General features: G+C 41.0%; 12 protein-coding genes. 1 reads left to right on the top strand and 11 read right to left on the bottom strand.

The genetic code is table 11. The features are described 5' to 3' along the window. Positions 1-67: 67 nt before the first annotated feature. Positions 68-3,610: a hypothetical protein gene (locus tag D5018_RS02510; RefSeq protein ID WP_133309221.1), complete on the bottom strand. Its 3,543-nt coding sequence runs from the start codon at positions 3,608-3,610 to the stop codon at positions 68-70. 225 nt (positions 3,611-3,835) lie between these two features. Between D5018_RS02510 and metK the strand changes: the two genes are divergently transcribed. After that, positions 3,836-4,987, top strand: a complete 1,152-nt coding sequence (metK, locus tag D5018_RS02505; RefSeq protein WP_121837404.1) for a methionine adenosyltransferase — start codon at positions 3,836-3,838, stop codon at positions 4,985-4,987. Positions 4,988-5,055: 68 nt separating this feature from the next. Here metK and hemB read toward each other — a convergent pair whose 3' ends face one another. The 10 genes from hemB to ubiE form a co-directional block, all read right to left on the bottom strand. Then, positions 5,056-6,069, bottom strand: coding sequence for a porphobilinogen synthase (gene hemB, locus D5018_RS02500; protein WP_121837403.1), 1,014 nt, complete (start codon positions 6,067-6,069; stop codon positions 5,056-5,058). A gap of 12 nt (positions 6,070-6,081) precedes the next feature. Next, positions 6,082-7,971, bottom strand: coding sequence for a sensor domain-containing diguanylate cyclase (locus D5018_RS02495; RefSeq protein WP_121837402.1), 1,890 nt, complete (start codon positions 7,969-7,971; stop codon positions 6,082-6,084). Continuing rightward, positions 7,971-8,771, bottom strand: coding sequence for a TatD family hydrolase (locus tag D5018_RS02490; RefSeq protein ID WP_121837401.1), 801 nt, complete (start codon positions 8,769-8,771; stop codon positions 7,971-7,973). Before D5018_RS02490 ends, D5018_RS02495 begins: the two co-directional genes overlap by 1 nt. A gap of 3 nt (positions 8,772-8,774) precedes the next feature. Continuing rightward, positions 8,775-9,251: a hypothetical protein gene (locus tag D5018_RS02485; protein ID WP_121837400.1), complete on the bottom strand. Its 477-nt coding sequence runs from the start codon at positions 9,249-9,251 to the stop codon at positions 8,775-8,777. Positions 9,252-9,333: 82 nt separating this feature from the next. Beyond that, on the bottom strand, positions 9,334-10,095 hold the full coding sequence (tatC, locus tag D5018_RS02480; protein WP_121837399.1) for a twin-arginine translocase subunit TatC: 762 nt from the start codon (positions 10,093-10,095) through the stop codon (positions 9,334-9,336). Between the two features lie 3 nt (positions 10,096-10,098). Continuing rightward, positions 10,099-10,518: a Sec-independent protein translocase protein TatB gene (tatB, locus tag D5018_RS02475; protein ID WP_121837398.1), complete on the bottom strand. Its 420-nt coding sequence runs from the start codon at positions 10,516-10,518 to the stop codon at positions 10,099-10,101. Positions 10,519-10,523: 5 nt separating this feature from the next. Then, complete coding sequence (tatA, locus tag D5018_RS02470; protein ID WP_121837397.1) at positions 10,524-10,757, bottom strand: Sec-independent protein translocase subunit TatA; 234 nt, start codon at positions 10,755-10,757, stop codon at positions 10,524-10,526. Between the two features lie 28 nt (positions 10,758-10,785). Then, positions 10,786-12,426: a ubiquinone biosynthesis regulatory protein kinase UbiB gene (ubiB, locus tag D5018_RS02465; RefSeq protein ID WP_121837396.1), complete on the bottom strand. Its 1,641-nt coding sequence runs from the start codon at positions 12,424-12,426 to the stop codon at positions 10,786-10,788. After that, complete coding sequence (locus D5018_RS02460) at positions 12,426-13,043, bottom strand: ubiquinone biosynthesis accessory factor UbiJ (protein WP_121837395.1); 618 nt, start codon at positions 13,041-13,043, stop codon at positions 12,426-12,428. Before D5018_RS02460 ends, ubiB begins: the two co-directional genes overlap by 1 nt. Next, positions 13,043-13,798 (bottom strand): bifunctional demethylmenaquinone methyltransferase/2-methoxy-6-polyprenyl-1,4-benzoquinol methylase UbiE, encoded by a 756-nt coding sequence (ubiE, locus tag D5018_RS02455; protein WP_121837394.1) that lies wholly within the window; start codon positions 13,796-13,798, stop codon positions 13,043-13,045. Before ubiE ends, D5018_RS02460 begins: the two co-directional genes overlap by 1 nt. Positions 13,799-13,838: the final 40 nt, after the last annotated feature.

Below are 13,838 nucleotides of genomic sequence, written 5' to 3'. Positions count from 1 at the left end.
TAACTCATTAATAAGAAATACAAATATATGTCAGTCGTGCTGAATAACGACTGACAATTTCCACCCATTAATCAGTATTTCGCATCATGGTATGGCAGGTTCCTTGAAATTCAGAAAATGCCCGACGTAATATGTCAATTTTTTCAGCAAATTCATCATATTTTTCACCAGAATTTTTAATTTGATTGCGGCTTTTGATTTTTATTTCTTCTCTGTGGTTATCTCTGTAGCACTTTAGATAAGCATTAAATTCAGTTCTCAACAGTAAAAGTTCATCAAATTGCCTTATCAACAGTAGCGATTGCTTAATTTTCTGCTCTACCTCTCTGACTTCTTTGCAGCAAAGGGCTAGGTTGTCTAGGTCGTGTGTCATATCTGGAGGAATTTCGTCAATTTCAGCTAGGTGAAACTGGGCTTTCTGTATTCCCCCCACTAATTCATCTGCCAGTATAGGCATTCTACTGATACAGTGATCGACCATATAAGAGAATAAATCTGGGTTTGGATGGGTAATTTTGGTGTCTAAATCTTGTTTATGAGTTGCAATAGCATCACGAAAACCTTGATTGAAATCTAGCGTTTTCTTTTGGAATAGAAGTAGTTTATCCAAGGTAGGTGAGACCAGTAACATTGCTGCATGAGCCTTACTAATTCTAGCTCGTATGCAGACCTCTGTCTTACTTGAGTGCTCCGTTAAAATTTTAGAAAATTTATCGATCGCTTGCTGAGGCTCAGAGGTCGACATTTTTTCAATTGGCATAAGTAATTGATCGGCTTCGCTGATGACCTCTGGTATTGGTGCCTTAGGACTCTCGCGCTCTTCATTTTGTGGCTTACGGGGCATAAAAACGGATTTCTTTGTTACGCACGGCTCTTTTTTTGGAGGGGAAGGCAATGAGGCTTCGAATGTTAGGCTTTCTTGCCGTTTTATTTGTAATGCTTCACTTAATTCAGCATGATGTTTTAATACCTCATCTTGTGGAAATTCTATGATAAGTGTTAATAACTGATTACAAAGGTCAATATTCAAGTTGCCTAATATGGTGTCAGCATAGATATGTTTATGTAGCCAACCTTTGGTAATTGTGTGTTCGATAGCAAGTAATCTTTGCTGATGAAATTCAAAATCAGCTAATGTTGGACATTTTATGAGTGCTTTGCAGTGCGCTTCATATTGTTCATTCAGTATTAAACACAAGGGAATCGTATAGTAGGAGTGAGTATATTGCAGGTATTCAATAGCATCTAAGCTTTTTAAATGATTTAAAAAATCATCTGGCGCAAACATTATTTTTAAGAGAACTAACGGTTGATGATTTTCAGAAGAAAAACTTGTTGATTGAGGCCAAACGTCAAAAATTAAATAGCTTAATTGATGTAAATTTCCATGTTGCACTTGATGGATTAATTGCTCTCTATATAGGCTATATTCTTCATTCTTTTTAAAGTTGGTTCCCATAAGCAGCACTTGCATTACGGTGGCTCGTTTTTGTATCGCGATAAAAGCGGTTGCTGCTGTACAGCTCAGTAATCCTGCTTCGGTTGTGGTTGGAAGGTTTTGGAAACGACCACTGTAGGCCATCAATATATCTGTTTGGACGACCTTTACTAAGTTCGAGTTGCATTGCTCGAATGTTTGCAGTAATTGTTGAGATTGCTCTTTTATTTTTTTGGATAAAGAGCCTTGCATACGACATTGAGCTATTTCCCTTGATAAGGAAAGCAATTTATCAGAATCTTTATCTGGATCATGCTTTGACATTAATAAGCTTCGGCGTGCTGATAACAATCTATGGTGGGCCTTCATATGTGTATCAAAAGTGTCTTGTAATTTTGGTGAAACTTTTAATGAAGGCTCTGTAAGAATAAATCGTTCGAAAGCATTACAATCTAAGTAATTATCGTACCACTGTACGATTTTTACTAAGTTCCTCCCTTTTGCTCTTGCTACTTCAATATGCTTAGCAGCGAGAAGATCGTTTTTACTAAGCAGGGTTAATTGTCGATTAACTTCTTGTTGGGTGAAGCTTTCTCTGGACTCAAAAAAGACCATATTTTTTAATAAATGTCGTAAGGCAGTATCTGCTTGGAACATCAATGTTGAAGGATTGGATGGCAGTTTTATAGGTGTTTCAGGGAATGGCTTTTCGATTTGTTTTAGCTGCCGTTTTCTTGGGTAGCTTGGAAGAGCTTGTTGGCACTTATCGTTGAAAAAAGGGTGAGATTTGCATAATTGCTCAAGGTGGTATTGTAATCTCCATAAATGGGAATTAACAGGAGCCTGTTCAGCCATGACTTTATCTTTAAGCCAATGTATGAGTAATGTTAGATGAGGGTGCTGCTTAGGCCATGATGTCGTCTGTTCAGCTAAAAAGTTTATATGATAAGAGAGAGACCAGCATAAAACACCATTGTTAGTTAGCATTCCGCTTGGTCGTCGATGTAGCTGATGAAGTGGCTGAATAATTTGAAAACTATCGCAAAAATAGTGCAGAAACCACAAGCATTCTTCGATGAAGGTTGTCTTATTACTTTCTGACTCAAAATCCCCGTTGAATATGAAGTGTTGAGTAGACTCGAACAGAGTGAATAGAGTGGGGGATACGGTGACACCTTCTTTAATTTTAGCGATATCCTGTAATAAACGTTCTTCAGCTTTTCCTTGACTTTGGATATATAATTTTGAATAGCTGCGTCTTATAAATTGGGCCTGTGCGGCTATAAATAGATAAGTCACTTTGTATATTTCAGGGTCGGATATATTGAATTCTTCTAAACTAATGCGTTCAAATTTTGGGAGCAGACGAACGGTACGAGAACCTTGCAGTATATTTAATAAATCAAATTGATACTTTAACCAGTTTATTGGCGTAAATTGAGTCAGTGCCTCAAAGATAGTCGCCTCTACTTCGTCATCTGCTGAACATTCCGAACAATAGGGTCTGCAATAAAAGCAAATAAAAGCACCACTAATTTCACTATCCAAAGAAAAATCACGGCCAATACAATTTACTTGACCGAGTATACTCTGGCACACGTTAACATGGGATAGATACAGGCCAAACTCAGAAGGTGTTTGAAATTGAACATCAGGCATTGAGGTGAGTAATGTTAAGGTTTCAGGAGATTTTTGAAGAAAATCATAATGCTTTTTACTCACCGTGATATATCGTATTACTAAGTTAACGGCTCTCTCTTTAATTGTATGATCTGGAAGTTTTGAGCTCAGACTAGCCAGTACATTATATTCGCGTTCAAGTTTTGTTATCTCTTGGAAAATTAGAGTAAATTCATATTTGATCTGTAGAGATTGAGGAATGCTTCTTTCTAGACATATTTGAGAGCTAGGTGGAGTAACGGTAAGTTTGGGCTTAGGTTCGGTATTGGTTACTATCGCATGACTTACACTTTCTTCCTTCATATATCTGGCTAATTGTGGGCTAGATTGTTGGTGTTTAGCCTCATATTCAAATTCAGGCCTTGGATTTTCGGATGCAGGCTGCGGCTTTTTTTCAAAGGTCAGTGTATTTGTTTCCGTCTTCGAATTTGAGGAAATTGGGGTTGTTACAATTTCAGTGACATGATCTGATTGAGTCAGTTGTTCCATCATGCTTAGCATTTGATATTAAAACAATAATATAAAGTGGCTGCACTGAATCATAGCTGACTTGAGGTGTGTGGTACGGGTCTAATTTCTATGGATACAAAGAAATATTGTTTTTTAAAGCGTGAAACTTGTTATTAAATCATTTAGAATAGCCATCTAGATGTCAACGCTTCCAGTTGTTAGTTAATTGTTGTGGAAGCTTCTTTTAGTGACTGAGAGCACAACATAATGGCAAAACATTTATTTACTTCTGAATCGGTTTCAGAAGGTCATCCAGATAAAATTGCGGATCAGATCTCTGATGCCGTACTTGATGCAATCCTAGAGCAAGATCCTAAAGCCCGTGTCGCCTGTGAGACTTATGTAAAGACAGGTATGGTTATGGTGGGTGGTGAAGTGACGACCTCCGCTTGGGTGGATATTGAAGAGTTAACCCGTAAAACCGTTCGTGAAATTGGTTACACCAATTCAGATATGGGATTCGATGCGGATTCTTGTGCTATTTTAAATACCATAGGTAAGCAATCACCAGATATTAATCAAGGTGTTGATCGCGCGGATCCAGCAGAGCAAGGTGCCGGTGACCAAGGCTTGATGTTTGGTTACGCCAGTAACGAAACTGACGTGCTAATGCCTGCGCCAATTACGTATTCTCACGCTCTAGTTAAGCGTCAATCTGAAGTGCGTAAAGATGGCACTTTACCGTGGTTACGCCCAGATGCAAAAAGCCAAGTTACCTTCGCTTATGACGAAGATAAAATTGTGGGTATTGATGCGGTTGTGCTTTCCACTCAACACAGTGAAGACATTGCTCAAGCTGATTTGATTGAAGGTGTGATGGAAACCATCGTTAAGCCTGTATTGCCAGCAAAATGGTTAAATCAAGACACGAAATACTTCATTAATCCAACCGGTCGCTTTGTGATTGGTGGTCCAATGGGAGACTGTGGTTTAACTGGTCGTAAGATCATTGTTGATACTTATGGCGGTATGGCTCGTCACGGTGGTGGTGCTTTCTCTGGTAAAGATCCATCAAAAGTTGACCGCAGTGCCGCTTATGCAGCGCGTTATGTGGCCAAGAACATCGTTGCGGCAGGTCTTGCAGAGCGTTGTGAAATTCAAGTGTCTTACGCTATTGGTGTAGCTGAGCCAACATCTATCAGTGTTGAGACGTTTGGTACAGGTAAAGTTTCAGAAGCATTATTGATTGATCTGGTTCGTCGTCACTTTGATCTTCGTCCTTATGGTCTGACTCAAATGTTGAACCTAGAGCGTCCTATCTACCAAGAAACGGCGGCTTACGGTCACTTTGGTCGCGATATCTTCCCATGGGAAGCGACGGATAAAGCGGAAGCACTAAAGGCTGATGCTGGTCTGTAATTGAACTAAATAAAAAAGCCCCAAGAAGATATATTCTTGGGGCTTTTTTTGATCTTATAAATTAAACTTTATCTAGCGTCTTCTTTTAACCACTGTGCAACACTCTTAGCAAAGTAAGTCAAAATGCCATCAGCACCCGCGCGCTTAAAGCAAAGCAGTGATTCCATCACGATAGGCTTTTCAGCCAACCAGCCATTTTGAATGGCGGCCATGTGCATGGCGTATTCGCCACTGACTTGGTAAGCAAAGGTTGGAACTGCAAGCTCAGATTTCACTCGGCGTACGACGTCTAAATACGGCATACCAGGCTTAACCATAACCATATCCGCACCTTCTTGAATATCCAATGCTACTTCATGTATCGCTTCATCGATATTGGCAGGATCCATTTGGTATGAGTGCTTATTGCCACCTTTTAGGTTACCCGCTGAGCCTACGGCATCTCTAAATGGGCCGTAGTAGCTCGATGAGTACTTAGCTGAGTAAGCCATGATTTGGGTGTTTACATGACCTGCTTGCTCAAGCGCATTACGAATGGCACCAATACGACCGTCCATCATGTCTGATGGGCCGACCATATCGGCACCCGCTTCAGCGTGAGACAGGGCCTGTTTGATTAATACTTCTGTGGTGACATCGTTTATGATGTAGCCTTCATCATCAATGATCCCATCTTGACCGTGAGTGGTGAATGGGTCTAAAGCAACGTCAGTCATGATCCCAAGCTCAGGATAAGCCGCTTTTAACGCTCGAACGCTACGCTGAACTAACCCTTCTGGGTTATAGGCTTCTTCTGCCATCAATGACTTTTTATCAGCAGGAGTAACAGGGAATAGAGCAATTAGGGGAATACCTAATGCAACTAACTCTCCAGCTTCTTTGAGCAGCAAGTCTAATGAATAGCGTTTTATGCCCGGCATTGAAGCGACATCTTCAGTTCGGTTTTTACCCTCTAAGACAAACATCGGGTAAATCAAATCATTCACGGTTAATTGATTTTCAGCCATTAAACGGCGACTAAAGTCATGTTTACGCATACGACGCATTCTGCGCTGTGGAAATGCTCCAGTTACTAAATTCACGTGTACCTCGTTTTAAGATTCGCTTTCTTGTGCTTCAAGATGAAGTGCGTAGGCTTGTACTTGATCTCGGCCAGAGTCTTTGGCGTAGTATAACGCCTTATCGGCTTGTTCGAGTAGCTTAATTGCTTGTTCTTTATCATGAACAACGTCAGCTGTAACCCCAATGCTCACAGTAAGATAGATGCTCTGATCTTTCCATTTGATATGATTCTGACTAATAAATTGTCGAATATTTTCAGCAACTTTGAGTGCTCCAACCATGTCTGTTGCTGGAAGAATGATCGCAAATTCTTCTCCGCCGTATCGAGACACTAAGTCAGTTGGGCGTTTAAGCTGAGAAGCGATAGCATTAGCAATAAATTTAAGTGCTTCATCACCGGCTAAGTGGCCGTAGGTGTCGTTGATTAATTTAAATTTATCAATATCGAGCATCATCACAGCAAGTGGAGTTTGCTGTCGGCGGCTGAGTTTTGCTTCAGCAGTTAGACGCTTGTCAAAAGTGCTGCGATTCTTTACGCCGGTGAGCGTATCAATCGTAGATTGTTCTTTTAGCTTATGATGAGCTTCGTTAAGCTCTCGATAAGCAATCTCAAGTTCTAGCGTCCGTTCTTGTACCATGCTGCCTAATTGCTCGTTACTCAGCGTTTCGGCTTTTAGAGCTTCTTCTTTTACTTGCCTTATTCGCTCGGCTTGCATTAACGCTTTTTGCTGAATTCGGGATTTTGCTTTTCGTTCATTGTTATAGCGAATCGCCAAAATTGAGCTGATCATTATCACCTCGACGCCGAGCCCAATCATGATTGGAAATTGCGGCTCAATGTTAAATGAGATTACCCCTAAATAACTCAATGCACTGGTTCCTGCACCGAATAAAATGGCACCCCAGCCCAAGGCATACAAACGTGCTAATTTATGTCCTTTGATGACCTGAAAAAAGGTGATCATGATCAGCATAAAGACCAGTAAAATTGCCATATTAATTTGGACGAGCAACAGCCAGTCGTAACGAACAATAAAGGCCAATAAGCTTAATACTAAGGTAGTTGTTGCTCCTAAACGGCAAGATCGCACTAAATAAGCATTGTTACGTTTTAAATCTAAGATTTTTTCCGTCAGCATTAAGGCAAAGGTCATGCTGATCGGAATGATCAGCGGCATGATCAACCCTTGAAGATAAGGGGAGTTAGGCCAAAGGAATTGATAACCGTAGCCAGAAAGACTGGAAACTAATAAGGTCATGGCAAATACATAGCCGGAAAAATAACCATAACTGAACGAGCCTGTGGCCAGTGCAAAGAACAGACTAAAGATACCAACACCAAATAACATGCCAATCAATACACCCGTTATCATCAGTTTGTCTTGATCGGATTGAAACAGCGCCTTGTTACTCCAAAGGGTCATAGGAACGGCAGCACTTCCCAAGGTTTCAATATGGAATAACAGACTGTGTTGTTCGCCTTTTTTTAAATCAACTTGGTAAATAAAGTCGTTGTGTAGGATATCTCTACTTGAAAATGGCAGAGTGTCACCTAAAGATTTGGAGTCAACTAATACACCATCAATAAGGTGATAGATGGTGATTTTATCCAACAATGGATTATTGATTTCTATGGCACGTTTTACTGTATCTAGTTGGGTTTCGAGCTTTACTTGAAACCAGAAGTTGTGTTCGCTGATCGTGCGCTTATTTGCATCTCTAAATTTGACCCATTCATTATCAGATACTTTGAATATCGTATGAGCCGTTGCACTTTCATGGTCATGCAATACATAAATATAAGGAGTGAGATCCAATTTAGGCAGGCCAGTTACGTTGGCAGCCGGAATGCCTGAAGCGGCAATAGCTTGAGTGGTAAACCACAAAAATAAACAGCAGGTTAATAAGCAAAGTCGCTTCATTAGCTTACATCCATGTCGAAAAAGTTCAGCGTGTTTTTATAGCATTGCTCGGCCAACTCCTTTAGTGGCTGACCTCTAAGATCTGCAATCGTCGCTGCAATATTGGGTAAATATTTGGGGTAATTAGTACTGGATTTAGGTTTTGGTTTTAGGTTTCTTGGAATTAAATAAGGGCTGTCAGTTTCAAGTAGAATCCTATCATTAGGTATATGCTTTACGGCTTCAGCCAGTTCTTGTCCACGGCGCTCATCACATACCCAGCCGGTAACCCCGATATGCAGATCAAGCTTCAAGCAATCCTGCAGTTGCTGAGTATTGCCCGTAAAGCAATGTAATACCGCCTTAGGCAATTGATTACGATATCGCGCAACTAATTCTATAAATTCGTCATGGGCATCACGACAATGCATATAGACGGGTTTATTGAGTTCTGTAGCGATTTGTAATTGCTGCTCAAAAGCCTGTAATTGAGCCTGTGGTGGCGAGTAATTGCGATTAAAATCTAAACCACATTCCCCAATCGCGACTACCTCATTTTGAGTGACAAGCTTAATTAAATGGTCTTGGCTGGAGCTTCCCCAACTACTGGCGTGGTGTGGATGCACGCCAGCTGTGGCAAATAATTGTCGAGGGTAGTCATTACAGATATTGATGACATCTGCTGATTCATTAAGGTCGCTACTTATGACCACCATGGCATTAACACCATGTTGTTTGTTTTCTTGCAAGATGGTGTCTAGACGGTGTTCAAGTTTGCTGCCGACAAGGTTAACGCCGATATCAATATACCTTTGCTGCAAAACTTACTTGTCCCTTTTTACTCGAATGGTGCTGTTACGTCCGTCCATTCCTAATAAAAATGAGCCAAGAGCCGCTTTTTTTATAAAAACTTTGTCACCTCTTTTGAGCCTAAAGCGGCGTGAATCCAACTGGCGCCATGATTGACCATTGCTAAAACGAATTCGCAATGTACCATAATGACTCTTGGTGACACTGGCTACCGTGAGGTTTAATTTTGCAATGGCATCAGGTTTAGGTTTTACACGACCAAAATCATCTTCAGGATTTGCAGGAATAAGGTTCTTTGAAGCAGACTGAACCTTCGCTTTTGATAGTGATGTGGTACTGGTTGAATTAACCGATTTAGCCACACGATCGTAGCATATCAATCGTTCTAATTTGTCGTTGATGATTTGGCAACGTTTAAGCTGAGTTTCAATACCTGCAAAGCTAGATGTGGATATAAAAAGGGCACTAAAAGCTAACCATCCATAACGCATCTTGATTCACCTTTTATTTATTAATATCAATTATTCTCGTTGTAGCACAGATACTACAACGAGAGAGGGTAAATATGCACGATTAATCTTTAGGAATGATACTGTTTTCAGTTTCGTTTTCTTGCTGCTCTGGCTTAGGTCGGTAGAAACGGGCTGCAAGCAAACCACCTTCAAATAGCAATAGCATCGGCACAGCCAACATGGTTTGTGAAATGATATCCGGTGGTGTAAGCAACATCCCAATCACAAACGCGGCCACGACAATATAAGGGCGTTTTGCACTTAAATCCTCAACTGTGGTGACGCCTGCCCAACATAACAGGACGACAGCAACAGGTATCTCAAATGCCAATCCAAACGCAAAAAACAGTTTTAGTACAAAGTTAAGGTAACTGTTTATATCTGTTGCAATTTGAACTCCTTCAGGTGCAACGCTAGTGAAGAAGCCAAATACCACTGGAAAGACCACAAAGTACGCAAATGCAATCCCGAGATAAAACAGAAAGGTACTGCTAAATAGCAGCGGAGCAATAAGACGCTTTTCGTGTCGATACAACCCCGGCGCAATAAAAGACCAAATCTGAAATAGCACATATGGTATGGCGATGAAGAAAGATAAGATCAGAGTGAGCTTAAATGGAGCAAAAAAGGGCGCCGTTACTTCGGTGGCAATCATACTGCCACCTGTAGGAAGCGTACTCATTAGTGGTACTGACACAAAGTGATAAATATCTTTTGCCCAATACACAATACACATGAATACAAAAAGTATGCTACCAATTGCCTTAAGCACTTTTGTGCGAAGTTCCAGCAAGTGGCTGATCAAAGGTTGTTGCTCTGCCATAGTTTATCCGTTGTGATCTGCCGGCTTAGAAGTCATATCCGCTTTAGGCGCAGGAGACTTCTGCGAATCTTCATCTACCACAGAAGGTTTGTCAGCCTGCTCAGAAGATGACGATGTTTCCGAATCGACTTTATACGGTCGATTCACAGATTCTGCCGCTTGCTTGAGCTTGTCGATTGACTCTTGTAGTTCAGGAGACAAATTGGCTAGCCCTTTACTTTCTGCTTCTTTCAGATCTTTATGCAGTTGCTCAATGTTTAACTCTTGTTCCAGCTCATCTTTCACTGAATTAACCATGCGCTTTATTGCTTTGATCCAGCCTGCTACTGTACGAACTGCCACTGGCAGGCGTTCAGGCCCAAGTACAACTAGGCCAATAATACCTATCAGCAACAGCTCCATAAAGCCGATGCCATCAAACATGCTGGTTACGCCTGTTCTTTATCTTTTGTTTCAGTGGTGGTTTTGTTATCAACGTCTACAGTGTTGTTCGCCGTTGTTTCATCAGTGAGAGACTTTTTGTCTTCTTCTGACATGGCATTTTTAAAACCTTTAACCGCACCGCCTAAATCGCTACCGATATTACGAAGTTTTTTGGTTCCAAACAGTAACACCACGATTACGGCAATAATAAGTAGTTGCCAAATGCTAATACCCGCCATGAAATACTCCTAATTTACTCTATGAATTCTATGATTTAGGTCGTGTGAACCAACCGAATAACCAGCAACCGACACCCAACCCTATGCAACTTTGTGCCAATACAGGATACGCACTTTGTGTGAACAAAAAGGTGCCACAAATCAATAAAACGGCTGAAGTTATCAATAAATAGTGACTTTTATGTAACTGTTGTTGATGTTTTAGGTATCTATTGAGCATATCTTGCTGCGAACCTAACATCTTTCTGCCCAGTTTTAAGTTGTCATAAACTAATTCTGGCAACTCTGGTAATTTTTCAGACCAAAAAGGTAAGTTGGCTTTGGCTTTTTGATAAAAAGCTTTAGGGCCGACTTGTTCTGACATCCAGTTTTCTAAAAAAGGTTTCGCCGTTTGCCATAAATCTAGCTGAGGATACAACTGTCTACCTAAGCCCTCAATATATAATAAGGTTTTCTGAAGAAGAATTAATTGAGGTTGCACAATCAGCTCGAACCGTCTCGCGGTTCTAAATAGCTCTAATAATACATGCCCGAACGAAATTTCATGGAGAGGTTTGTTAAACATTGGTTCACACATGGCTTTGACTGCTTGCTCAAAGGCAACAACATCTGTGTCTCCAGAAATCCAACCAGACTCGATATAAAGGTGAGCAATACGTTGATAATCGCGATTAAAGAATGCCAGAAAGTTTTCAGCTAAGTAACGTTTATCAGAATCACTTAATATGCCCATGATCCCGCAGTCTAGCCCAATGTAATATGGGTTGTCAGGGTGTTCTTTGGAGATAAAAATATTGCCAGGATGCATATCGGCATGAAAAAAGTTATCTCTAAAGACTTGGGTGAAAAAGATTTCAACCCCACGTTCGGCCAACAACTTAAAATTGGTACCTTGAGCGGTAAGCTCCTCAACATTTGAAACTGGAATGCCGTCAATCCGTTCCATCACCATTAAACGGCGGTGACAGAGTTCTTCATAAACGAAAGGTATGTATAAAGAGTCTGAATCAAGGAAGTTGTTTCTAAGTTTGGTGGCGTTGTGGGCCTCAAGCTTTAAATCTAACTCTCCCAGAATGGTATTTTTGTAATCAGCAATAACATCTGCAGGACGAAAACGGCGACTATTACCGAGCAATTTTTCAATCGTGTGGCTAACTTGCTCCATCAAAGTAATATCAGCTTGGATTTGTTGCTCGATATTAGGACGTAGCACTTTTAATACCACTGGCGCCCCACTAGATTTAAGTGTTGCACAATGCACTTGTGCAATTGACGCTGACGCTAATGGCGTGTCATCAAAATCATCAAAATGGGCATCAATGCTTGTACCCAATTCGGTTTCGATGGCTTCACGGGCGAGTTGAGATGAAAATGGTGGCACTCTGTCTTGCAGTTTGGCTAGCTCTTGTGCCCATTCATCACTCAATAGATCTCGGCGAGTGGATAACATCTGTCCTAGCTTGATGTAGACGGGACCAAGTTCAAGCATGGCAAGGCGGAAACGTTCTCCGCCTGATAATGATTTGTGCTTGTTACGGATCCAAAAAAAGCTACTGCGTAATAGCTTGAAATACCAAGGCTTGAGTTTTTTAGGTAAAAGTTCGTCAAGGCCAAATTGAAGCAGTACCTTGATGATGTGATATCCACGCCGGATCCCTGTGATACTCATTAGTTAATATGATTCCTTAACATGGCGATGCGCTGTGCTAATTGTTCGGCTTCGTTTTCTAGTGTTTCAAGCGTATCTTGAAAATGAATAAATTCAATTTTATGGGGAGCTAATTTGTATTCCTCAATAGCCAGCTCTGCTACGTGCTCTTGGGTACGGCACATCACCTTTGTCACATCATGCTTTAACTGCTTAAGCCCTGTTTGCAACCAATGAGCAGGAGCATCACCAATTACTTTTGCCATGATTTCGCCCCAATCAAATGATAATTGCTGCAGATAATGATTAAAGTTTTGTAGCACGGCGAGGTCGCCATCTAATTGCAGCTTATCAGCTTTGATGAGTTCAGTTAGATTGGCACCTTCAGTAAGGCGGTACAAAGTGGTGGCATCGGCATTGACGGTAACGTCTGCTTCTCCTGAGAATTGACTCATCACTAAAATTTGTTCGGCACCGATGAAAAATAGCGGAAAGGGCAGCTGCTTCAGCTGAATTTTAATGATTTTACCTTTGAGCTTGCTTTGCTCAGAACTGAGATGAGGGTTTAATTTCGCAAGCTGAGCCAGTGCCGTTTCAACGACACTAACACAAACTAAGGCAAGCTGATGAGATGACATTAGAACTTGTATCCACGGTGCAGTGCGACAATACCGTCAGTCATATTGGTATAATCCACTTGCTCAAGTCCAGCATCAATCATCATTTGCTTTAATGTTTCTTGATCAGGGTGCATACGAATTGATTCAGCAAGATATTCATAGCTATCAGCATCATTAGTAATGAGTTTGCCCATTTGAGGAATCACTTTGAAGCTGTATAAGTCATAGACTTTCTTCATTAAGTCATGTTGAGGTTTAGAAAACTCTAGAACTAACAGCTTTCCACCGGGTTTCAGCACTCGTTGCATTGAGCGAAGGGCTGCATCTTTGTCGGTAACATTTCGCAAACCAAATGCGATGGTAATGATATCAAAATGATTATCAGGAAAAGGCAGAGCTTCTGCGTTCGCTTGCACATAGCTGACATTACCTACAATGCCTTTGTCACGAAGCTTATCACGACCGACTTTTAGCATAGAATCATTGATGTCAGCCAAAGTTACTGAGCCTGCAGCGCCAACAAGTTGTGAAAATTTAGCGGTAAGATCGCCCGTGCCACCAGCAAGATCCAGTACTTTCATACCTGGTCGAGCCGCAGCAGTTTCTATCGTAAATCGCTTCCAAAAGCGATGGATACCCAATGACATAACATCATTCATGATGTCGTATTTAGCAGCCACTGAGTGAAAGACATCAGCTACTAAATCGGCTTTTTTGTCAGCATCTACGGTTTTGTAACCGAAGTGGGTTTGTTTTGAGCCACCATCAGACATGGTCTTGGTATCCTGTGTTGTTTACGCCTTTTTCTGTGAG

This window comes from Parashewanella curva (genome assembly GCF_003675895.1).
Classification (GTDB): Bacteria; Pseudomonadota; Gammaproteobacteria; order Enterobacterales; family Shewanellaceae; genus Parashewanella; species Parashewanella curva.
This window is presented reverse-complemented; position numbering and strand designations above follow the sequence as displayed.